At 60.1% G+C, this 23,791-nt stretch carries 17 protein-coding genes; 9 read left to right on the plus strand and 8 right to left on the minus strand.

The features are described 5' to 3' along the window. Nucleotides 1–35 precede the first annotated feature (35 nt). The 5 genes from C1T17_RS11965 to C1T17_RS11985 all read right to left on the minus strand — a co-directional run bounded on the left by C1T17_RS11965 (nt 36) and on the right by C1T17_RS11985 (nt 6,430). A complete protein-coding gene (locus C1T17_RS11965; RefSeq protein WP_104953641.1) occupies nt 36–1,604 on the minus strand; it encodes a hypothetical protein in 1,569 nt (522 codons plus the stop codon). Between the two features lie 225 nt (nt 1,605–1,829). Then, entirely contained in the window at nt 1,830–2,588 is a 759-nt protein-coding gene (locus tag C1T17_RS11970) for an FkbM family methyltransferase (protein ID WP_104953642.1), read from the minus strand. After that, nucleotides 2,585–3,760 carry a glycosyltransferase gene (locus C1T17_RS11975; protein ID WP_104953643.1) on the minus strand — a complete coding sequence of 392 codons (1,176 nt, stop codon included), beginning with the start codon at nt 3,758–3,760 and terminating at the stop codon, nt 2,585–2,587. Before C1T17_RS11975 ends, C1T17_RS11970 begins: the two co-directional genes overlap by 4 nt. Beyond that, on the minus strand, nt 3,760–5,055 hold the full coding sequence (locus C1T17_RS11980) for a hypothetical protein (protein ID WP_223262936.1): 1,296 nt from the start codon (nt 5,053–5,055) through the stop codon (nt 3,760–3,762). The genes C1T17_RS11975 and C1T17_RS11980 overlap by 1 nt, the downstream gene beginning before the upstream one ends. Before the next feature lie 64 nt (nt 5,056–5,119). Continuing rightward, complete coding sequence (locus C1T17_RS11985; protein ID WP_104955187.1) at nt 5,120–6,430, minus strand: exopolysaccharide biosynthesis polyprenyl glycosylphosphotransferase; 1,311 nt, start codon at nt 6,428–6,430, stop codon at nt 5,120–5,122. 267 nt (nt 6,431–6,697) lie between these two features. On the opposite strand from C1T17_RS11985, the gene C1T17_RS11990 reads away from it, so the two are divergent. The 7 genes from C1T17_RS11990 (at nt 6,698) to C1T17_RS12020 (ending at nt 14,781) form a co-directional block, all read left to right on the plus strand. Beyond that, nucleotides 6,698–7,723, plus strand: a complete 1,026-nt coding sequence (locus C1T17_RS11990; protein ID WP_104953645.1) for a phytanoyl-CoA dioxygenase family protein — start codon at nt 6,698–6,700, stop codon at nt 7,721–7,723. A 166-nt stretch (nt 7,724–7,889) separates the two neighbouring features. Next, complete coding sequence (locus tag C1T17_RS11995; RefSeq protein ID WP_104953646.1) at nt 7,890–8,858, plus strand: SIS domain-containing protein; 969 nt, start codon at nt 7,890–7,892, stop codon at nt 8,856–8,858. A 28-nt stretch (nt 8,859–8,886) separates the two neighbouring features. Further along, nucleotides 8,887–9,666 carry a cytidylyltransferase domain-containing protein gene (locus C1T17_RS12000; RefSeq protein WP_317617044.1) on the plus strand — a complete coding sequence of 260 codons (780 nt, stop codon included), beginning with the start codon at nt 8,887–8,889 and terminating at the stop codon, nt 9,664–9,666. Nucleotides 9,667–9,694: 28 nt separating this feature from the next. Next, nucleotides 9,695–10,528, plus strand: coding sequence for a 3-deoxy-8-phosphooctulonate synthase (kdsA, locus tag C1T17_RS12005; RefSeq protein ID WP_104953647.1), 834 nt, complete (start codon nt 9,695–9,697; stop codon nt 10,526–10,528). A 68-nt stretch (nt 10,529–10,596) separates the two neighbouring features. Further along, a complete protein-coding gene (locus C1T17_RS12010) occupies nt 10,597–12,225 on the plus strand; it encodes a capsule biosynthesis protein (protein WP_104953648.1) in 1,629 nt (542 codons plus the stop codon). A 19-nt stretch (nt 12,226–12,244) separates the two neighbouring features. Then, on the plus strand, nt 12,245–13,564 hold the full coding sequence (locus C1T17_RS12015; RefSeq protein WP_104953649.1) for a capsule biosynthesis protein: 1,320 nt from the start codon (nt 12,245–12,247) through the stop codon (nt 13,562–13,564). 86 nt (nt 13,565–13,650) lie between these two features. Then, nucleotides 13,651–14,781, plus strand: a complete 1,131-nt coding sequence (locus tag C1T17_RS12020; RefSeq protein ID WP_223262937.1) for a glycosyltransferase family 4 protein — start codon at nt 13,651–13,653, stop codon at nt 14,779–14,781. Nucleotide 14,782: 1 nt separating this feature from the next. Here the strand turns inward: C1T17_RS12020 and C1T17_RS12025 are convergent, their stop codons facing one another. From C1T17_RS12025 to wecB, 3 genes are all read right to left on the minus strand, one after another. Then, on the minus strand, nt 14,783–15,487 hold the full coding sequence (locus tag C1T17_RS12025) for a fatty acid desaturase CarF family protein (protein WP_104953651.1): 705 nt from the start codon (nt 15,485–15,487) through the stop codon (nt 14,783–14,785). A 63-nt stretch (nt 15,488–15,550) separates the two neighbouring features. Continuing rightward, nucleotides 15,551–16,846 carry a UDP-N-acetyl-D-mannosamine dehydrogenase gene (gene wecC / locus C1T17_RS12030; RefSeq protein WP_104953652.1) on the minus strand — a complete coding sequence of 432 codons (1,296 nt, stop codon included), beginning with the start codon at nt 16,844–16,846 and terminating at the stop codon, nt 15,551–15,553. A 4-nt stretch (nt 16,847–16,850) separates the two neighbouring features. Then, nucleotides 16,851–17,966: a non-hydrolyzing UDP-N-acetylglucosamine 2-epimerase gene (wecB, locus tag C1T17_RS12035; protein ID WP_104953653.1), complete on the minus strand. Its 1,116-nt coding sequence runs from the start codon at nt 17,964–17,966 to the stop codon at nt 16,851–16,853. A 129-nt stretch (nt 17,967–18,095) separates the two neighbouring features. On the opposite strand from wecB, the gene C1T17_RS12040 reads away from it, so the two are divergent. Together C1T17_RS12040 and rpoB are read left to right on the plus strand one after the other, a co-directional pair. Next, a complete protein-coding gene (locus tag C1T17_RS12040) occupies nt 18,096–19,163 on the plus strand; it encodes a mannose-1-phosphate guanylyltransferase/mannose-6-phosphate isomerase (protein WP_104953654.1) in 1,068 nt (355 codons plus the stop codon). Between the two features lie 420 nt (nt 19,164–19,583). Then, the gene (gene rpoB, locus C1T17_RS12045) at nt 19,584–23,747 is read left to right on the plus strand and encodes a DNA-directed RNA polymerase subunit beta (RefSeq protein WP_104953655.1); all 4,164 of its coding nucleotides are present in this window, start codon (nt 19,584–19,586) and stop codon (nt 23,745–23,747) included. Nucleotides 23,748–23,791: the final 44 nt, after the last annotated feature.

The raw sequence follows: 23,791 nt of genomic DNA on the forward strand, positions 1-23,791 counted from the left end.
TGCGCCGCCGCCCCCTGACTAGCGCGCATTGGATATCAGTTGGTCGGAAGCGCCGTGCAGTTAGCACTCGTGCTGCCGAAGCTGACATAGCTCGCGTTGCACGTCCAACCCGCGTACCATGTGTCCGAAGCGTCACGGACCGCACCGATGTAGCTGGTGTTGACGAAGAAGCTGCTGCCTGTCGGGTTCAGCGTAGAGGCGTTGAATGCGGCCACTGCACTTTCGTTCGCGCCATTGGTGAACACGTTGACCAACGAGGAAGTGAAGGCAGCATTGTTGCCCGAACTCGGCGCCGTCGTGAAGATCGTGTTGATCGTCGCCGCGGGAACATTGTTATCTTCCGTGAAAGCCGTCTGGCACGACAACACAACCGAATTGAAACGCGGCGGACCATTGTCCTGCAAAGTGGTATCCGGCGCACGCGTCGTCGTGCCGTTGGTGGCATCAATGTCGAGGCAATTGCGGGGCGCGACAACAACACCGTTGACCATGGTGTAATCCGTACCGCCGCGAAGCAGCATCGCATTTAGACCCTGGACGGTGCTGCGCTGGACAAACGTGAAGTTCGCAAGACGTGTATTCTGACGCGGCAGTGCATCTTCATTGAGGTTGGTGTCGGCTTCCACCATGGAGTCGCCGTTGCTCGCGTCGCGTTGCACCGCGATCAGGAATTGCACAAAGCCCTGGTAGCCAAGATCGGTGTCCAGACCATCATCGTCCGCACCGGTAACGACCAGGTTTTTCAGGTTCGCACGGCCACCGAAGATTTCGATGCCGTCGTCCGAGCTGTTATGGACCTGAATGTTGTTGATCGTGGTCCCGCTGCCGACACCGCCCAGCGTCAGGCCCTGAAGCTCATTACCTGGCGCAATTGCAAAGCCGGAATAGCGGATTTGGACATACTGAATGCTGCCGCTGTTATCGGCAGGTGTCGCGCCGCCATACAGTGCACTAGTGGTGCCTTCGATGACGTTCTGGCAGGCAACGTCGCCACCAGGTACGTTGGTGTTGCAATCGCTGATCGGCGCACGGCCCAACACGATGATGCCGCCCCAAAGGCCTTGACTGCTGTCCGTCGTCGTACCTTCAAGATTGGCACGAGCCGTGAAGATGATCGGCTGGCTGGCGGTGCCGACTGCGTTCAGGCGCGACCCGCGATTTACGATCAGGTAGTCATTGCCGGAAGATGCGATCACGACGACGCCGGGCTGAATGGTGAGCGTCACAGCCTGGCCACCGGCTGCATTTCCTGCACCACCGACATCCGTGCCTACGTTGACTGGACCAGCCAACGAATACACTGCGCCTGGAAGGTTCTGTAGAGTAGTGTCCTGGGTGAAGCGTGTCGGCATCTCCAAGACACGCCTGTTGTTCACGACACCGCGGTCGATGAACCCCGACGGAATTGGGCCACTGTAAGGAGCGCCAGGTGTCGGCGTAGGTGTAGGAGCCGGCCCGGGAGTTGGCGTAGGGCTAGGCGTCGGCGTAGGAGCAATGATCACGCCTTCGCCCGGCGACGCAACGTCGTCGGCACCACATGCGCTCAGCGCCGCTACCGCGCAGGTTGCGAGCAAAATCTTCGAAATGCGTGAAGTATAGGACATATCGTCTCCGCTCCGGCCCTGACCGGTTTGTGAAAATCAACGGAGCGACATGGGGATTAGTAAGCGAATCAGCGTGCCCCCTGCCGCCCTCGAAGCGGCGACTAGGCGTCCCTCATGACAGCCTGATTGTATTTGGAAGTCTTTTCAAAGACTCTGATGTTACGCTTTTGCGTCTATTGTTACGCAAAGATGACAACCGTAGCGTAGCTGACGGAAAGTAGGTCTTTATACCGGATCGTCGCGCAGCACGCGGCGGCTGACGAACAGACCATCCATTTCGACGAGGCGTGGGAAATGTCCCTTGTTGTTCGCGAAAAAGGCGCTTGGTACGAAGCCGTGGCCGTCGAGCAGGTCGATCATGGCACGATATCCCGTGCCGCCCTGATAAAGCGGTCTTATCGCCAGTTCAGTCTGAATGCCGACCATGCTGTCCAGCATCGCACCGGCGCCTTCGCACACAAGGCGATCGTGTCCTTGCGTATCCATCTTGAGTAATGTTCTTGAACATCCATGGGCTACCTTAAGCTCTGGATAGAGGCCATCCAGGCGGCGGCACTGCACGTCGACAGTTTGAGCGACGCGATTACGATCGTGGAAGATTGGGTCCATCGCATCTGCGGGCGTTTCGAGCGAGCTAAACTGATCGGCGGCCATCACGTTGAATTGCGCGGTGCCGTCAACATTCGACAGCGCGATGTTGAAGGCGTGCCAATGTGGATCGCGCGAAGCATTCTTTTCCAGCGCGGGAAAGACTTGCGGGTTCGGTTCGAACGACAAGATCGTGCCGCTGAACCCGACGTCGCGGCGGAGCATCGTGGCATGCTGACCCGCATTTGCGCCGACATCAATGATGCAGTCGATGTCGAAGGCTGCGACAAAGCGCCGCAATTGCAGAACTTCGGGATATTCATGCACGCGGCCCCGGAACGACAGCCGCAGGGCCAGCCAGCGATCGCGCAACTCACGTTTGACGCGTGGGCTCATGCGCGTGCCCCGGCGCGGTGCGCGGCGCGTAACTGGGCCTCCCTGTAAACATCCACCGTCAATGATCCTGCCTCATTCCAGTCGCCAAGGCGTTGCCCCAGCGCCGCAGCGCGTGCGCCCATTTCGCGCCTGATGGCAGCGCTCTCGATCAGCGGCAAGAGGCTCTGCGCAAGAGCAGGCGCATCTTCGGTCGGAACCAAGGTCACGGGGGATTTGCCTTCGGAGGTGTCAGGGAGAGAGCCGAACAGCCCGGTGTCGGTGCAGACGGTCGCCTTTCCATGATGAAGTGCGGAAAGGAAAGCGCCACTGGAGTCAATATGACGATAGGGGAAGGCCAGCAGATCAGCGCTTTCGATCCAGGCTGTGAGGCGGCTTTCTTCAAGGAAGCCAAGATCAGTTCGGAGATGATCTCCAAAACCAGCATCGGTTACGGTCGTGAGGAGTGGCGCGATCTCCATGAATGGTTTGCCCGCGATGGCGAGTTCGAAGCGCGCGCCGCTTTTCCATAGCGAGAGGCAGGCGTCGATCAGCAGATCGAGCCCCTTATACGGACGGATAGTTCCAAAGAAGAGCAGGCGCGGCAGCGCGGCATGGGGGACTGCGGCTCGACTTTGCTCCGTCGCGGCCGCCAAACGCATCGGCGGGTGCGGTACGACTGCAATACGATCCGCCGCCACGCCTTGCACGACCAGCGCATCGCGCGTGGTTCCGCCATGCACGATCAATTGGTCGAAGTGGTCGAGCAATGAGGCGTAGCCCCTGCCCTGCAACGCCGCATCGCCATGATATGCGCTGGCGTTATGAACCGTGTGGACAAGGGGCGTTCCCGCAACTTCCAGGCGGCGGAGAATGTGCCGGTCTGCCGGGGCAAAAGGTAGCCACTGATAATGGATAACATCTGCGGCGGGCTTTGGGCCGATGAGGCTATCGGCCATATATTCGGCGGCCTTGATGGCACGAAAGGCAGCGCCTTCGCCGATCAGCGGGCGCAGCGCCTCGCCGAATCGAAAGTAGCGTTTGCTATATTTGTAGAGTTGCGGCTGAATCGCATCGGTGCTGCGTAGAGGGCGCCCGTAGAGTGTCACCTCATGCCCCTGCCCTCCCATGGCAGTGCACAGGCTGTCGTCATAGCGCCCGGTAAAGAGCGATGGATCAATCATTGCGACTTTCATCACGCTACACTGGCTGAAAGACGCCGCAATGCGAAGGCATGCAGGATGCCGGTGCCGAGATAAGTCGCTACGACGAGAAAGGGGAAGATCGCCATGAACGGCATGGTCGGTGTCGCCAAAAAGGCTGACACTGGAACGCAAAGCAGCGATCCGGCGAGGAACGGCAGCGACTGACGCAGCAGCAGACGGAAGCGTCCGAGCGCGGCCTGCACGTATACCGACACGCATGTGACGCCGAGACCCAGCAGAAGCAAACCGATCAACGCGAGTTCCCATCGGCCGACGACGAGCTTTCCGTCAAAAAGCGTGGATACCAACTGCGGACCGATCACCATCAGTGCTGCGGCGATGCTTGCCGCCATGACGCTGGCCACCGCAACGCCGCGCAAGAGCAATTGGCGAAACCGGGGCGCATCGCCTCTATACCAGGCGGCAGTGATGCGTGGCAGCGCCGCTTCTATCGTGGCGCGAACAAGGGCACTGAGCGCGCGGCTCATCTTGAACAGAAAATCGAACAGAAGCAGCGGGCGAGGATCATGCGTCGCCAGAGCAATCAGAAAATAAGGCGCGTTATAGGCGGCTACTTCCGACACGGTTAATGCCGCCGACGCGCCGAAATCCGCGAGGTAGTGCTTGCGCACATGTCCGCCGCCTACACGCAGTGCGAGCCACTGCATCGGCTTCAGGGAAAGGCGGCGGTGCAGGAGCGATAGAGCCAATAGAACTGTGGCGATCGTCAGCAGCAGTTGCAGCAGGACCGATATCGTGATGTCCAGTCCGTGCAATGCAGCGAACAGGAGGAGCAGCGACGCGAGCCGTCGGCCGATATCCAGCCCTTCCCACAGCATGTTGCGATCTACGGCGGCCAGTGCCCGTTTGGAGAGCGTCGCGAACAGATTGAGACATGCGGTCAGGAAGAACAGGATGAAGAGCCAGGGGTAGGTTGTTGAAATAATGCCGGAGAGTACCGCGCCGATCATCATGACCGTGCTGGCCAGCATCAATCCGCCCAGCAGAGCCACAAGGACGCCTAGTTCCTCCGCTCGAAAGTCGGACGCGTCCCCCTGCCCCTTCGCCGCAAGCCAATGACGGCGGAGGCGGTTATAGGCTATGCTGGTAAGCCCGAGTTCCGCAGAGACCGTGAAGTTGCCGAACGCCACCAGTAGCAGAAACGCCCGAAACTCATGCAGTGGGAGCAGGCGGACAAAGACATAAGTGACAGCGAAGCCCCACAGCATCGTAAGACCGACATTGCCGATCTTCACCAGGGCCAGAATGCGGGCTGAGTTCTCCAGCCGGGCTACGATGGATGGGCGGGCACCTGCCGGACCGGCCGGCCCTAACTCGGCTTGCGGCAAATCAGTAGGCCTTGTCGTGCACCAGCACGCGTAACGTAGCAAATACGATCCGCAGATCACGCCACACCGACCAGTTGGTGACGTATTCAAGATCGGATTGGAGGCGATCGATCAGATCCTGATGTGCATTCGTCGCGCCGCGATGCCCGCGTACTTGCGCGAGTCCAGTGATCCCCGGCTTGATGCAGTGCCGCTCCCAGTAACGATCGTCCACTTCCCAATATAGCTTGTCGGCGGCGCGGGCGGCGGGCGCATGGGGACGCGGCCCGACAATGCTCATATCGCCTTTTAGTACGTTCAATATCTGCGGCAGTTCGTCGATGCTGGTCCGGCGGAGGAAGGCGCCCACACGTGTGACGCGCGGATCGCTGCGCTGGGTCAGTTGCGCGGCGGCATGATCGGTCATGTCGCTGCGCATCGTTCGAAATTTGTAGATCGAAAACAGCCGTGCGTCGCGCCCGAGCCGCTGCTGCCGGAACAATATGGGGCCGGGGCTCGTCAACTTTACCGCCAGTGCGGTTAGCAACAATACAGGTGACAGAAGCAACGTCGCGATACCCGCGACAAGAACGTCGAACAGCCGCTTGATGATCCGGTCGCGATATTGGAGCGGCCCGCCTGCCACGACAAGCGTGGGGTGATGGTCATATTCGTCCAGTTTGGCCGGCGCGAAACGCATCAACTCAGGCACCAGGATTTCGCCGCGCGCTTCCAGTGACTTCAGCGCGATCGACCAGTCATTAATACGTTCGCTGGGACAGGCCACTATGACGCGCTCGGCATGGCCGACGGCAGAAGCCAGCCGCGCTGCCATTTCTGCATCATGACGAACTGGGTCTATTCCCAGAACGCGAGCATCCAGCAACACTGTACCCGTAGGCGCCGTGAAGGGTACGCTGTCTACAATCACGACGGCAATTGCGGGCATTTCGCCGATCATGCGCGGGATGAGCCGCGCCATCACCGGTCGCAGCAGGATCAATCCACACAAGCTGAAACCCACGCCAACGACGAATGTGAGACGCGAGAGCTGTTCTGCGATTTTACCGAAATAGACGATGACCAGCATCAGCATGACGGCTTGCGCAAACGCCCAGCACGCCCGCAAGATAGTCTCGCGCACGGCGGCCAGGCTGCGGATGCCGTAAACGCCTGCCTGAATCGCCAGCAGCGCATAGACCGGCGCGATCATGGCGAACATGACCAGTCCATGCGGCTTGGCTGGCTCGCCGACGAACTTGCCGATCACAAGCAGGTTGGCGAGTGCGAATGCGACGAAGAGGGTTGCGAGGTCGGCGGCGAGGCTGCACATATAAATGCGCACGCGCAGCGACGAAAGGCTGGCGCCCGGCGTCTTTATCGTCTGATGCAGCGCTGCATTCACCTGAAAACGTCCCCAAAAGCCGCGAGCCTGGCAGAATTGCCCATAGGCGCTCTTGATCGGCCTCGCAATTACCCGCTGCAAGGCGGGAAAGTCATTAGTAGCATAGCACCGGCCGTAGTTGATGGTGAAGTTTAGGCAGAATCCTGATGGCAATCCTGCCTTTACTTGGCCCCCACCGACCGGCAAAAGCGCCCGATGAAGCGCATCGTTCGCACAATAGCGGCCTCGCCGTGGCACGTCCTACAACTCGCCACGGGAGCTAAGTCGTTCAAGGACAACCCGTTTATCGGATCCAAACGGTTGAACGGATGGGGTTTGCACGTCAAACGAATGCAGTTGGCGCATGATGCGGCCGCCTTTCGGCGGCGGCGGCTGGCGCATCTCGTTCACCCTCAAGATCGTAGTGAGTTCGACGCGCAAGGCTATGTCGCCATCCCGAATTTCCTTGCGCCTGCTCAGTTCGATACGCTGCGTCAACGTCTGCTGGAGCGCGCCTCCCCTGCGCGTGAGATGTTGCAGGGCGATACCATTACACGCCGCATCGCGATCGATGAGAAGACGTTGCGCGACATTCCCGAACTTGCAGAGTTGCTAAGGGCGCCACGTTGGCGAGGCTTGGTGCGGTACGTGGCCAGTTACGCGAGTGAGCCGCTTTATTACATTCAGACGATCCTTTCGCACCGCGCGGACGCGCCTCCAGATCCGCAGGAAGTGCTCCACGCCGACACCTTTCATCCCACGATGAAAGCCTGGTATTTCCTGACGGACGTGGCGGAGGATGAGGCACCGTTTACCTATGCTCCGGGTTCGCATCGGCTCACGCCCGAACGTCTGGCATGGGAAAAGGCGCGAAGCCTCGCCGCGCCCGAGGGTGTCGATCATTTGTCCGCGCGCGGTTCGATGCGTGTGAACGAAGCCGAACTGCAACAACTGGGTCTCCCTAAACCTACAGCCTTGGCAGTTAAGGCCAACACGCTCGTGGTAGCGGATACCGGCGGCTTTCATGCGAGAGGTCCATCGGCCCGGCCAGCCACACGCATCGAGATATGGGCTTATGGGCGTCGCAATCCTTTTTACCTCTGGACCGGGTTGGACCCGTTTTCGGTTCCGTTCATTGCCTACAAGCGGATCGGGCTGATGTGGAAAGCCCGAGACAAATTGAAGGGGTGGATCGGCCAGCCCTGGCATGACGTAGGTGCGAAACGCCCTGGCGACTTGTAGGCGGGGCTTGATCTGTATGAACATGGAAATATTAAGAAATAAGTATGTATTAACGTGGAACCGCCATTGTGCGCTGCAAGATGTGACTTGCATTAGCAGGCGTCTTGACTAGAGAGAACGTCCAGTTCGGGACATAAAAGCGTAAGTAGTTACAGGGATACCCGCTATGACCACGCATACAACCATCTCCTCAATTGAGAGCGGTCGACGGGTAATCGAACAGGAAGCTGTAGGGCTAAGTGCGCTCAGCGCTGTGATTGACGAGAAGTTTGCTGCGGCTGTTCGGATCATTACCGCAACCACCGGCCGAGTGATTGTAACCGGCATCGGCAAATCCGGTCATATTGCGCGCAAAATCGCTGCGACATTGGCCGCTACAGGATCGTCAGCCTTCTTCGTACATCCTGCTGAAGCGGCCCATGGAGACCTCGGCATGGTGATGCCGACGGACAGCTTGCTGGTCCTTTCCAATTCGGGCGCAACCGTCGAATTGAGGGCGATCATCGCCCATGCCCGGCAGACGAGCATCCCTATCATCTCCATTGCTTCCAAATCGGACTCCCCGATTGCGCGGCAGTCGACGGTTGCTCTTTGCCTGCCACGCGTAGGCGAGGCCTGCCCGGTGAAGATCGCGCCCACGACATCTACGACCATGATGCTGGCCTTGGGCGACGCGCTGGCGATTGCCGCGATGGAGATGCGCGGCACGTCGCGCAAGGAATTGATGCGCTTGCACCCTGGCGGCAATATCGGCTGGAAGCTTCTGCCGGTGGACAGCCTGCTTCGCGAAGACGAAGCGCTGCCTCTGGTTCGGCCGGGCACCGGTATGCGCGATGTGGTGCTCGAAATGACGTCCACCGGAAAAGGCGCGGCGGGCGTTGTCGATGATGACGGGAATCTGGTCGGCATCATAACGGACGGCGATTTGCGTAGGTCTTTCGATCAGATGCTGATCGCTACAGCAGGGGATGTCATGACGCGCAATCCCATCACCGTTCCCAGCGGGACAGCGATCGAAGATGCGCTGACGCTGCTGTCGGAGGCCGCGATCACAGTGGTTTTTGTAATGAGCGCGCACAACCCGCGTCAGCCGATCGGCTTGCTGCATATTCACAATATGGCGATTGCCCTCTGACCCGTTCGCGCGGGACGAGGACAGTGCGATGACTACAGCTATCGTAATCCCGGCGCGCTATGCTTCGTCGCGCTTTCCCGGCAAGCCCCTGGCCCCGTTGATGGGTGCAACCGGCATAAGCAAGCCGCTCATCCAGCGGAGTATAGAAGCGGCACGGGAAGTTCCCGGCGTGGCGCATTTGTATGTCGCGACGGACGATGACCGTATAGCCGACGCGGCTCGTGCGTGTGGCGCGGCCGTGGCAATGACCCCGCCAGAGTCCGCGAATGGTACGGAACGAGTAGCCGCTGCGCTCTCCTCGTTGCCTGATGACATCGACGTCATAATAAATTTTCAGGGCGACGCCTTGTTGACTCCGTCATGGCTTGTGATGGACCTCGAAAATCATATGCGCGCTGACCCCACTTGCGATGTCGCCACCGTCGCGGTGCGTTGCTCAGGCACGGTCTATGCACATCTGGTCACGGATCAGATGCAAGAGCGCGTTGGGGGCACCACAGTCGTCTGCAATGCAGAAGGAAAGGCGCTGTATTTCTCCAAGCGCGTGTTGCCACACATAGCGCCAGGCAGCACGCTTGAGGCAGCGCCCCCGGTGCTGCTGCATTTGGGACTCTACGCCTATCGCCGTTCCGCACTTACCCGCTATGCGGCGCTGCCCCCACCGACCTTGAAACAATCGAAGGGCTGGAGCAGTTGCGCTTCCTTTATCATGGGATACCCGTGGCCGTCGTCACTGCCGATCCGCCGGCATGGGATGCGATCGAACTTAACAACCCCACCGATACGGCGCCGATCGAGGCTATCCTGAACGCGCGCGGGATAGTATAGGATCACCGATGAAGATTGCCGGACACCCTGTTGGCGGTGACGCACCTTTGTTCGTCATTGCAGGCCCTTGCGTCATAGAATCCGAAGCGTTGGTCCTCTCCGTTGCCGAAACGCTCAAGGGTGTATCGGAGCGGCTGAACCTGTTCCTTATCTTCAAGAGCAGCTTCGACAAAGCCAACCGCTCTTCCGGCGCGACCTTTCGCGGCCCCGGAATGGAGGAAGGTTTGCGGATACTCGAAAAGGTTCGTACCGAAACGGGCCTTCCGGTGCTGACGGACATTCATACGCCCGAGCAGGCGCGCGCCGCGGCCGATGCGGTCGATATGCTGCAAACGCCTGCCTTCCTTGCGCGGCAGACGGATTTGATCGAGGCCGCCTCATCGACAGGCAAGCCCGTCAACATAAAGAAGGCGCAGTTTATGGCCCCTTCCGATATGGCGCAGGTTGTTGCGAAGGCTCGCGGTGCCGCCGGGCGCGCTGGCGTCGACACAGATTGTATTACCGTTTGCGAACGTGGCACGAGTTTTGGCTATAACAATCTGGTAGTGGATATGCGCGGCCTCGCGACCATGGCGGAAACGGGGTGTCCCGTGGTGTTCGATGCGACACACTCGGTGCAACGGCCGGGCGGCCTGGGCGACCGCTCGGGCGGTGACAGGCAGTTTGTGCCGCTGCTGGCCCGCGCGGCCGTCGGTGCGGGGATCAACGGCCTTTTCATGGAGACCCATCCCGATCCTGAAAATGCTCTGTCAGATGGTCCCAATGCGTGGCTGCTCGACAAGGCAGAAGCATTATTGGGCGACTTGCTCGCTCTGTCGCGGGTTCCGCGCTCAGTGGGCTGAGGCATGGATGGATATGCCCTTAAGCTTTACCTCCCATTGCTTTTGGTTGGCGTAGAAGCGCTAAAGCCATGACCGACTTCCTGCGCGTTCCACCTTTTCCCGGCAGCAAGCCCGTCAAGTTCAGTCAACCAGGTGCGTCGGCAGAAGATCCCGAAGCTATCATCGCACTGCTGAAAACGCATCGGGTGGGCGGAAGTTTCTGGGGTTCGCAGCCGCCCATCGCGCCTGAAACGATCGTCGCCTGTCCATGGGACAGGTCGAGCGCCCTTGCTATGGCCAAACGGGCTGCAGGATGCGAGACACCAGTGCTGTTCTGGATCATCGACCCGCGTGTCGGCGATGTCCCATACGCGACCTGGAGGGGTCAGGCAGACCCGTGGCACTTCGCGAGCCGTGCGCAGGTTCTCTGGGGCCGCTCCGACGACGAGCGCCTGATGATTGCGCGTATCGCGGGATGTGCAACCGAGTTGATGGATGACCGCGAATGTCCTTCGCTGCGCGATCAAATCGTAAGCTCTGTCTTGCAACACAGCTACATCGATCCGTTCTCGGCTGAACCAACCACTGCCGCCAAAATCATAGAACTCCTGGGTTATTGGCGCAGTCTCATCGACGCCAATCGGCCGATCCGTGCTGCGGCCGGTATGGCATTCTGGAAACGTGAAACCGTCGATCCATTGTTGTGGGGTGGTGGAGAGACAGTTCAGCATATCAGCACTGTCCGGGCGTTGCAGGCATTACCCGCTGACGCCGCTGTTGCCGTCTGGAAAGCGAAGACGCCACCCGAACTTCTTGCCGCCATAGAGGCGCGCGCTGTCGGCAATCCCGCTCTGCTTCACGAAGTTGAGGATGGGTTTATACGCTCGATCGGGCTGGGCGCGGATTGTGTGCCGCCGTTGTCGATTACGGTGGATTCCGTGGGCGTCCATTTCGATCCCGCGAAGGAAAGCGGCTTGGAGCGCATACTGAACTCCGCCGACTTTGCTCCCGAGGAGATTGAGCGCGCCGAAGCGATCCGTGCTCTCATCCTCTCATCCGGTTTGTCCAAATACGGCGTTGGCAGCGAAGCCATGGCCCGGCCCGGCGGCGACAAAAGACATGTGCTCGTTACGGGGCAAGTAGAAGACGACAGATCCGTGCTCGCCGCACGCGGTGAAGTGCAGGGCAACCTCGACCTGCTGCGCCGCGCGAGAGCGGCAGAGCCCGATGCCTTCCTTATCTATCGCCCGCATCCCGACGTAGACGCAGGGCATCGCAAGGGGCACGTGCCTGACGATTCGGCGCTTCGTTATGCTGATGCGATTGATCGCGGCACGCCAATATCGTCATTGCTGGACATGGTTGACGGCGTTCATGTCCTATCGTCATTGGCAGGCTTTGAAGCACTGTTACGCGGCAGTGACGTAACGACGCATGGCGTTCCGTTCTATGCCGGGTGGGGTTTGACGCGTGACCTCGGCGCAACACCTGCAAGGCGCAAGCGACGCTTGAATATCAATGCTCTGGCAACCGGCGTGCTGCTGCTCTATCCACGCTATCTGGACCCCGTGACCGCCCTCCCCTGCCCGCCCGAAGTGTTGGTGCGGCGGCTGATAGCGGGAGTGAGGAAGGAGAGCCGTTTCATCGTGCCGCTGCGCAAGCTTCAGGGAAAAGTGAATCGCTGGCGATTCCGGGCAGGGTCCATTGAAGAAGTTTGACCTTCATTCTGGATCTCCGATGGCAGGCTTTCCGCATGCAAAGGGAAAGCCGCAGCTAAGGTCGGTAGCCAATGACGCGGCCCCTGAACCCGCCGCTACGCTGGAGGGTCGCGTCTTCGTAATGTTGCAGGGTCCGCCCGGTCCTTTCTTCTGGTTGCTGGGCAAGCACATGCGCGAACTCGGCGCAACCGTGCACCGCATCAACTTCAACGGTGGCGATCGCGTAGACTGGCCGGGTGAAGGCGCAGTCGACTTCAGGGGAGCGCCGAAGTCATGGCCACGCTTCTTCGATCATTTCTTGCGGGACAATGGCGTCACTGATGTCATGCTGTTCGGCGACTGCCGCCCGCTTCATCGCGCGGCACATGGCATGGCGAAGCTGCGCAACGTCAACATCCACGTGTTCGAGGAAGGGTATATTCGTCCTGACTGGGTCACGATGGAAGTGGACGGGGTAAACGGTCACTCGACCTTGCCACGCGATCCGGAATGGTTTCTGGAGCAGGCGAAAACCCTGCCCCCCGTCCCCAACCTGCCCCCTATCACCGCCAGCTTCGATCGGCGAGTGCGCGATAGCTATCGCTACTTCCATCATGTTGTGACCCAGTTCTGGCGTTTTCCGCATTACCGCTCGCACCGGCCCGGCTCAGTACTTATCGAAGGCGTCCGCTGGGGCTGGAAACTGGTGGTGAGCAACAAGACGGTCGCGCAACGCACGGCGCGGGCGCTGGCACAGATAAAGGGACGGAAATATTTCCTGTTCCCGCTCCAACTCACGTCCGATTATCAAATTCGCGAGCACAGCCCTTTCCCCGACATGGCAAGCGCCGTGCATTATGTGTTCGACAGCTTTCAGCGCCACGCGCCTGCCGGCACCATGCTGCTGGTGAAGGAACATCCGCTGGACGCAGGCACGACGATCTGGTCGCAGTTCGTGAAAACCGAGGCGGAGAGACGCGGCCTTGCCGGTCGCATCGTGCATATCGCGGGAGGCGATCTTGCGGAGCTGGCGGCGGGGTCCAGCGGCATGATAACAGTAAACAGCACCTCCGGGAGCTTGGCGCTGACAGCGCAAGTGCCAGTCGTGGTGCTCGGCGATGCTATCTATGACGTCGCAGGACTAACGCATCAGGGGCCGCTGGATGATTATTGGACGGGGAATGCCTGTCCCGATCAACGCGTATGGCAAGCCTTTCGTCAAGTTCTGCACGCCCGCTGTCTGGTGAGAGGTGGATTCGCCAGTGAAAGCGCGGTGGCTACGCTGGTGACGTCTGTCGTCTCTCGCATACTAGATGGGCGCCCTTCAGCATTGTATCATTCCAATAAATGGAAGGCATGAGTTGAGAGCTGCTTTTGCCCTTAAATAAGTCTGATTGAATTACCTTGGCCCTAACAATTACCGAAAAGCGCCCGATATTGCTGGACGTGCGACGCCTCATCTGGCGCATCTGGGTTGGCGGAATGCCGACAGGCGTCGACCATGTGTGCCTTGCCTATCTGGAACATTACGCGCCACATGCACAGGCGGTGGTAGAGCGGGGGAAAGTTCGCCGGGTCTTGTCGCCGGCTCAATCGGACAAGTTGTTCGATCTCCTGAAATTCGGGCTGAATGGCTTCAAGCGGAATATCTCGATGCTGGGTATTCAGGCAGCGCTTTCCAACTTCGGTAGTGGCCAGCGTGGAATGGGCCGTCTTTATCTGAACGTCGGTCATACGGGCCTTGAACAGACGTCCAGCATCGCCTCGCTGGATGTGAAACCGATATACTTGTTGCACGACCTTATCCCGATCACCCACCCCGAATATTGCCGCGCAGGAGAAGATATTCGGCACGCCGAGCGCGTCAGCACCGTGCTGCGCAGGGGCCGCGGCGTGATCGCCAACTCGGATGACACTGTCGCGGCGCTTAGTGCTTTTGCCCAAAGCCAAGGAATGACGGCACCCCCCGCGATCACCGCTTATCTCGGCACGCGCCTGATGATTACGCCGAAGGATGCTACGTCACCGCTCGATCGTCCTTACTTCGTGATGCTAGGCACGATCGAGGGACGGAAGAACCATCTCCTCATGCTCAACGTCTGGCGCGACATGGTGCGGGATATGGGCGATCGTGCGCCGGTTCTCGTCATCATTGGCAAACGCGGATGGGAGTGCGAACAGGCAGTCGATCTGCTGGAGCGATGCACCGCGTTAAAAGGCCATGTCGTTGAATTGCCGCACTGCCCCGATGAGGAAGTCGCACGCTATTTCCGTCACGCACGGGCGCTGCTGTTTCCTTCGTTCGTCGAAGGTTATGGTATGCCTCTAATCGAGGCTCTGGCGTCCGAGCTACCGGTGATTGCCAGCGACATCGGCGTGTTTCGGGAACTTGCCGGCAATATTCCGGAATATTTTAGTCCCATTGATGGTCCGGGCTGGCGTCGCGCTATCGAAGCCTATCTTCCGGTGGACAGCATGCCACGACGGCAGCAACTGGCGCGGATGACGGGGTTCACGGCACCGACGTGGGACGACCATTTCGCCAAAGTGGACAAGTGGTTGCCCACGATCGAATAACTTATCCGGTCGGCTCCAGCCCTTCGTCGCGCAGCCAACGCCGGTTGTAGGCAGTCGCGAAAACCCTGTTCAACAAGGGATTACTCCAGCCGCAATTGGTGCTGAAATCCCGTTTGAGCGTATCGTGATGTAGCTGGTGGGCTTGCGGGGTCATCAGCAGGCCAACCGAACGCATTCCTTCGACGATCCAAGGGTTATGCGCGCGGTGCAGCGTACCGTGGAAATATTGCGCAAAAGCGCCGCCCAGCAGAAGCGCAACCATGCCTGCGACGGCCCAGCTTGGCACTTGCCAGATCAGGCATGCCACATTCATCAGTATCGACAGCGGCAAGGCACCTGCCAGCACCGTCGAACCGATCAGCCGCACAACGCCCCTGCGGCCCAGAGCGTCAGGCCGCGGGTGATGGTTCTTGAAATCATAGACCAGCCGTTCCAGCGGGTTGATCCGCCGCATCGCAGTGCGGAACATCGTCTGATATTCCTCAGACTCGCGCGATCCGGGATAGAAATAAAGCTTGTCGAGGCCCATTCCCGGTCTGCACGGCCTGTAATCCATATACATATGGACCGCCCCCGACAGCATGTCCGCCAGATACCAGCCGAGCAACATGGCCGGTATCGCGAGCCAATGCGGATCGCTCAACGCGAAAGCAACATTGGCGGCGAGCGACAGGAAGAACAGGGCAAGGACGATCCGCATGAGCATGACCGCCCTGTAGCAGACGAGCGCCGCTCGTCCAATTATCTGAGTTGTTGGAAAATGTTGCGCTTAAGCGGCCCCTGCTACTCTTGTCAAAGAGGCTATAGGTGCCGGCTGATCGGGCCATATTCCCCGGGTGTCGTACACAACCTTGCCCGCACGCTCCTCTACGGGAACGGACTTGAAGATGTCGTGATCCACCAGCACCACGAAAACGCTACAGCGTTCAAGCGCACTGTCAATATCGATGAGTTCCGCGCCCGTGCCGACGAAATCCACCGGCAGGTCGCTGGCATAAGGTTCGACGAGCTTAACCCGTCGTCCATATCTGCGCGCCAACCGCGCGGCGACCTTGACCGCAGGGCTTTCGCGGAAGTCATCAATGTTAGCTTTAAAAGCAAGGCCGAGGCAGGCGATCTCCGCGCCCGGATACGCGTCGGTCATGTCCGATGCGCGGGCGACGACATGATCGGTCTTGGCATCGTTCACTTCGCGAGCGGTGCGGATCATCCGCGCATTCTTCGGATCGCCATGCACGATGAACCAGGGATCGACGGCGATGCAATGCCCCCCCACCCCCGGCCCCGGCGACAAGATGTTTACGCGCGGATGGCGGTTGGCGAGGCGGATGACTTCCCACACATCGATGCTCATGCCCTCGGCAATCACCGACAGTTCGTTGGCGAAGGCGATGTTCACATCGCGGAAGCTGTTTTCGACCAGCTTCACCATCTCGGCCGCGCGCGCGGTGGTGGTGATGCACTGCCCGCGCACGAACTGCCGATAGAATCCCAGAGCCTTGCGCGCGCATCGCGGCGTAATCCCGCCAATGCAGCGGTCGTTGTCGATCAGTTCAACGAGGATGCGGCCGGGCAGCACGCGCTCGGGGCAATAGGCGATGGAGATATCCGGCACCCCGCCCTGCCCCGGCATCCGCAAATCGGAACGCAATTGCGCCAGCAGGTCGCGCATCGCCTCAGTCGTGCCGACAGGAGAGGTCGACTCCAAAATGACAGTATCGCCTGCCTTCAGGACCGGCGCGATGGTACGCGCGGCACTTAGCACATAGGAAATGTCCGGCGCATGATCCTCCGACACCGGCGTCGGCACGGCGATCACGAACACGTCGCTCGGCTCGACCTGCGTAGATGCCCGCAATGTGCCGCGCGCGACCACGCCCTGCACCAGTCCGTCCAGATCGACTTCTTCGATATGAACGCGACCGCTATTGACCGTTTCCACGACATGCGGCGAGACATCGATGCCCAACACCCGCGCGCCTGACCGCGCGATCAGTGCCGCGGTAGGAAGGCCGATATAGCCCAGACCAATAACGGAAACCTGTTGTTCGACATCGACGGGCATGGGTTCACTTTCCCTGGGCAATGATCCCCGCGATGCGCGTGCCGCTTGCTCCGTCACCGAACGGATTATGGGCGCGCGCCATCGCGGCGTAGGCACCCTCATCGTCCAAAAGGCTGAATATTTCGGAAACGATCCTTGCCCGATCGGTGCCCACCAACTTCGCCGTACCCGCCGCAACGCCCTCGGGCCGTTCCGTCGTCTCGCGCATCACCAGCACCGGTTTGCCGAGCGATGGCGCTTCTTCCTGCACGCCGCCGCTGTCGGTCAGCACGATATAGCTCATGTCGAGCAGGCGGACGAAGTGCGGATAGTCCAGCGGGTCGATCATCGCCACGTTGTCGAGACCGCCAAGTTCCGCGTCCATCACCCGCCGCACATTGGGATTGGGGTGGACCGGGAAGATAATCGCCACACCGGGACGCGCCGCAATGTCGCGCACGGCTTGCGCGATCGCTTCCATCCCGCCGCCGAAGTTTTCGCGTCTATGGCTGGTCACGGCGATGATCCGCTTGCCCGAAAAGCGTGCGGCCAGGTCATCGAGTCCGCTGGCTAGAATCGGCTCGGCATCGATCCGCGTTTTGGTCGCCAGCAACGCATCGATCACGGTGTTGCCCGTCACATATATGCTCTCCGGATCGCGGTTTTCCGCCAACAGCGCATCGGCGGCCCCCTGCGTTGGTGCGAAGTTCAGATCGGCAATACAGGCCACGACGCGGCGGCTCACTTCCTCTGGCCAAGGATGATGAATATCACCGCTGCGTAATCCCGCCTCCACATGGGCAACGGGGATCTTGCGATAATAGGCCGCAAGGCTTGCCATCATCGTCGTCAGCGTGTCGCCATGCACTAGCACCCGGTCCGGCTTCTCGGCATCGAACGCCTTGCCCAGTTCCACGATAAGGCGCGCCGTGAGGCCATCGAGCGTTTGATCCGCCTGCATGATATCGAGGTCAATGTCCGGCACGATCCCGCTGATCTCCAGCACCTGATCGAGCAATCCACGATGCTGGGCCGTCACGCATACCCGCACGGCTATCCCCGGTGTATCGCGCAACGCGTGGATCACCGGAAACAACTTGATCGCTTCCGGTCGCGTACCGAACACGCATAATATCTTCATGGGAACTCCGCGACATTGTTAGCGCCGTTATGGTCCCAATTCCTTCACAGACGCTAAACGCCACCCCTTCTTGGTTCATGCTGCACATGCTAAGGGGCAACCAACTATTCACGAGCAGGGTTACCTTTCATGACGGCATCTGTTGTTCCGGTTATTCTTTCCGGTGGCTCTGGCACGCGCCTCTGGCCCGTTTCGCGTCCAGAACGACCGAAGCAACTTCTGGCTTTGACGTCTGCGGAGACCATGCTGCAACTTACGGCCCGCCGGACGGATTCCACCACTACTGCGTCCTACATCTCCTTCGGTGCACCGATTCTCGTCGCCAATGCGGGGCACGCCGATCTGATCGAGGAACAGCTTGCGGAAATCGGTATCACCGAGAGCCATATCCTGCTGGAGCCTTTCGGTCGCAACACCGCGCCTGCGATCGCACTGGCGGCGCTGGTTGCGGACGACCCGGCGGACGCGTTGCTCGTCATGCCGAGCGATCACGTGATTTTGGACCTTCCCGCCTTCCATGCCGCGATCGCGCAGGCATTGCCGCTGGTCGCGGAGGGCTGGCTCGTGACCTTCGGGATCACGCCCGATGCTCCGGAAACCGGCTATGGCTACATTCAGATGGGTGAGCCTGTGCAGGGCACTGTCAACTCGGTGACGCGCTTCGTGGAAAAGCCGGACGCAGCGCGCGCCGCTGAAATGCTGGCCGAGGGCGGGTACGCCTGGAATGCAGGCATATTCCTGTTCCGCGCCGACGCCTATCTCAACGCGCTCGAAACCTTCCAGCCGCAAATGCTTGCCGCCGCGAAAGCATCGCTCGACAAGGGCCGCAAGGAGGGGCAGCGCCTCTATCCCGACGCCGCCTCGTTCGAAGCCTGCCCTTCGGACTCGATCGACTACGCCGTCATGGAGCGCGCCGAGAAGGTAGCCTGCGTGCCCGTCGACATGGGGTGGTCGGACGTTGGGAGCTGGGATTCGCTCCACACGATCAGCGACAAGGATGACAATGGTAATGCCGTGCGCGGCGACGTGCTCACCATCGACGCTGCCCGCTGCCTCGTCCACAGTGATGGGCCGCGCGTAGCGATGGTCGGCGTCGAGGACCTGATCGTTGTCGTGGCCCAAGGTGACATCATGATCCTGCGTCGCGGCCAGTCGCAGAACGTCAAGAAAGTCACCGAAGCCCTGAAGAACAGATGAGGATGCAAAACCCGCCTGCGGCTTCCCGGCCCACGCTCAAGAACTGGGGAAGCGCGTTTCTCCTGCTATGGGCGGTGCAGCTTGTCATACCCTTCTTCGCTGCATTTATTTGAAATCCTCGCATTTTTCGCGCCTACCCTCTTAACAATCTCCAACAGCGTCGCTATATCGCGCTTCAAGAGTTAACGGCCCTCCCCTGCTTCCCCGGCAGGATGAGCCAGCCTTCCACTGCCCGGGACCCGGTTCGATTTGCGCTCGAACCGAGACGAATAGGGCAGAAATGCGAAGGTTCTGCCAGACGCTGACAGTGCGGATCGGACAGCCCCGACCCGCACTTTTTTGCGTCACTGGTATGCGCGAATCGGCTGAGCTTTCGCTGCGATGCGAAAATAAATAGTTCTATCAAGGCAGGACCAACGCATGGCGACCAAGGCAGCTCCCACCATCAGCATGACGGGCGCAAAGAAGCGCATCCGCAAGGTGTTCGGCAACATCCACGAAGTCGTGCAGATGCCAAACCTGATCGAAGTGCAGCGCGAAAGCTACGAACAGTTCCTCCGTTCCGATCCCTCGATCGGTTACGTCTCGGGCCTCGAAAAGACGTTGCGCAGCGTCTTCCCGATCCGTGATTTTGCCGGCACAGCCGAAATGGATTTCGTTCATTACGAACTGGAAGACCCGAAGTACGATACCGAGGAATGCCGCCAGCGCGGGATCACCTATGCCGCGCCGATGCGCGTTACCCTTCGCCTGATCGTGTTTGAGGTCGATCAGGATACCGACACCCGCTCGGTCCTCGATATCAAGGAGCAGGACGTCTACATGGGCGACATGCCCCTGATGACGGGTAACGGCACCTTCATCATCAACGGCACGGAACGCGTGATCGTCAGCCAGATGCACCGTTCGCCGGGCGTCCTGTTCGATCATGACCGTGGCAAGACTCACGCCTCGGGCAAATATCTTTTCGCCGCGCGCGTCATTCCGTATCGCGGTTCGTGGCTCGATTTTGAATTCGACGCGAAGGACATCGTGAACGTCCGTATCGACCGCAAGCGCAAGCTGCCGGTCACGGCGCTGCTGTTCGCACTCGGCCTCAACCCCGAAGAAATTCTGGGTGAGTTCTACAATAAGGTAACCTTCGTTCGTGGCGAAGGTGGCTGGAAGATCCCGTTCACTCCCGAAGCTTGGCGTGGCCAGAAGCCTGCCTTCGACATCGTCGACGGCAATTCGGGCGAAGTCGTGTTCCCGGCGGGTCAGAAGATTTCGCCTCGTGCCGCTAACAAGGCGCAGAAGGACGGCCTCACCGACCTGCTGATCCCGACCGAGGAAATCTTCGGCCGCTACAGCGCCTTTGATCTCGTCAACGACGCGACCGGCGAAATCTACATCGAAGCTGGCGACGAAGTTTCCCCGGAGAACCTCGAGAAGCTCGACAAGGCAGGGATCGAAACGCTCGAACTGCTCGACATCGATCATGTCACGACCGGTCCGTGGATTCGCAATACGCTGAAGGCCGACAAGGCTGAAGATCGCGACCATGCGCTGTCCGACATCTACCGCGTCATGCGCCCCGGCGAACCCCCGACGCGCGAAACCGCGGAGTCGCTGTTTGACGGCCTGTTCTTCGATCCGGAGCGCTATGACCTCTCGGCTGTTGGCCGCGTGAAGCTCAACATGCGCCTCGAACTCGATGCCGAAGACACGGTCACCACCCTGCGCCGCGAAGATATCCTCGCGGTCGTCAAGGAACTGGTGAACCTGAAGGACGGCAAGGGCGAAATCGACGACATCGACAACCTCGGTAACCGTCGTGTGCGTTCGGTCGGCGAGCTTCTGGAAAACCAGTATCGCGTCGGCCTCCTTCGCATGGAACGTGCGGTCAAGGAGCGTATGTCTTCGGTCGACGTATCGACGGTCATGCCCAACGATCTCATTAACGCGAAGCCCGCCGTGGCGGCCGTGCGTGAGTTCTTCGGCTCCTCGCAGCTTTCGCAGTTCATGGATCAGACCAATCCGCTTTCGGAAGTCACTCACAAGCGCCGCGTGTCCGCTCTCGGGCCGGGCGGTCTGACGCGTGAGCGCGCTGGCTTCGAAGTCCGCGACGTTCACCCGACTCACTATGGCCGCATCTGCCCGATCGAAACGCCGGAAGGCCCGAACATCGGTCTGATCAACAGCCTCGCGACCTTCAGCCGCGTCAACAAGTATGGCTTCATCGAAACGCCGTACCGCAAAGTCATCGACCATAAGGTGACGGACGACGTGGTCTATCTGTCCGCTATGGAAGAGGCCAAGCACACGATCGCGCAGGCCAACGCCGACACCGATGCCGACGGCCACTTCATCGAAGACCTCGTGTCGTCGCGTGAAGCCGGTGAATTCCTGATGGCTCCGCGCGATCAGATCACCTTGATGGACGTCAGCCCCAAGCAGCTCGTTTCGGTCGCCGCATCGCTCATTCCGTTCCTGGAAAACGATGACGCCAACCGCGCGCTTATGGGATCGAACATGCAGCGTCAGGCCGTGCCTTTGGTACGCGCCGAAGCGCCGTTTGTCGGCACCGGCATGGAAGAAACCGTCGCCCGTGACTCCGGCGCCGCCATCTCGGCCAAGCGTTCGGGCATCGTCGATCAGGTGGACGCCACCCGCATCGTGATCCGCGCAACGGATGACGTCGAACCCGGCAAGTCGGGCGTCGACATCTACACGCTGCAGAAGTTCCAGCGGTCCAACCAGGACACCTGCATCAACCAGCGTCCGCTGGTGAAGGTCGGCGATCTGGTAGACGGCGGCGACGTCATTGCGGACGGCCCATCGACCGAGTTCGGCGAACTGGCGCTGGGTCGCAACACCCTCGTCGCGTTCATGCCGTGGAATGGCTACAACTACGAAGATAGTATCCTGATCTCCGAGCGGATCGTTAAGGACGACGTCTTCACCTCGATTCACATCGAGGAGTTCGAAGTCATGGCCCGCGACACGAAGCTGGGTCCGGAAGACATCACCCGCGACATTCCCAACGTCGGCGAGGAAGCCCTGCGCAACCTCGACGAAGCGGGCATTGTCTACATCGGCGCCGAAGTGGAGCCGGGCGATATCCTGTGCGGCAAGATCACCCCCAAGGGTGAATCGCCGATGACGCCGGAAGAAAAGCTCCTCCGCGCGATCTTCGGTGAAAAGGCCAGCGATGTGCGCGACACCTCGCTGCGTCTACCGCCGGGCGTTGCCGGCACGGTAGTCGAAGTGCGCGTGTTCAATCGCCACGGCATCGACAAGGACGAGCGCGCGATGGCAATCGAGCGCGAGGAAATCGACCGTCTTGCGAAGGATCGCGAAGACGAACGCGGCATCCTCAATCGTGCGACCTTTAATCGCCTGAAGGAACAGCTTCTCGGCCAGACCGCGACGGCTGCACCCAAGGGCATCAAGAAGGGCATCGTCATCGACGACGCGCTTCTGGATGAAGTCGAGCGTCACGAATGGTGGAAGTTCGCGGTGGCCGACGACAGCGTTCAGGTCTCGCTCGAAGCGATCAAGGGCCAGTATGACGAAGCGGTGAAGACCATCGTCGATCGGTTCGAAGATCGCGTCGAGAAGCTGCAGCGCGGCGACGAGCTGCCCCCGGGCGTGCTCAAGATGGTCAAGGTGTTCGTCGCGGTGAAGCGCAAGCTGCAGCCGGGCGACAAGATGGCTGGCCGTCACGGGAACAAGGGCGTTATCTCTCGCATCCTGCCGATCGAGGACATGCCGTTCCTCGCGGACGGTACGCATGTGGATATCGTGCTGAACCCGCTGGGCGTGCCATCGCGCATGAACGTCGGACAGATCTTCGAAACGCATCTGGGCTGGGCCGCACGCGGTCTGGGTCAGCAGATCAAGCATGCTCTGGAAGAATGGCGCGAAGCTAATCCGAACCCGGAAAGCGCCGCGCCGCCCGAAGCGGTCAAAGAACGCCTCAAGACCGTCTATGGTGAGAAGTATCATGCCGAGATCGAGGCACGTACCCCCGATCAGATCGTGGAACTTGCGTCGCATCTGACGCCGGGCGTACCGATGGCGACGCCCGTGTTCGACGGTGCCCGCGAAGCCGACGTGTCGGCGATGCTGGAACTCGCCGGATTGAACACTTCGGGTCAGAGCGATCTGTTCGATGGCCGTACGGGCGACAAGTTCGACCGGAAGGTCACGGTCGGCTACATCTACATGCTGAAGCTGCATCACCTTGTCGACGACAAGATCCATGCCCGTTCGATCGGCCCCTACTCGCTCGTCACGCAGCAGCCGCTGGGTGGCAAGGCGCAGTTCGGTGGCCAGCGCTTCGGGGAAATGGAGGTTTGGGCGCTCCAGGCCTATGGTGCCGCCTATACGCTGCAGGAAATGCTGACCGTGAAGTCGGACGACGTTATCGGCCGTACGAAGGTCTACGAAGCGATCGTCAAGGGCGACGACACTTTCGAGGCCGGCATCCCGGAAAGCTTCAACGTGCTTGTGAAGGAAATGCGCTCGCTTGGCCTCAATGTCGAACTGAACTCGATCGACGAGATTCTGGAAGACGACGGTCCGGCGCTGGCTGCGGAATAAGGGAACGCAAGGAGCGCTGTCCCCAAGGCGGCGCTCCTCCCCCG

It is taken from the genome of Sphingobium sp. SCG-1 (assembly GCF_002953135.1).
Lineage (GTDB): Bacteria > Pseudomonadota > Alphaproteobacteria > Sphingomonadales > Sphingomonadaceae > Sphingobium.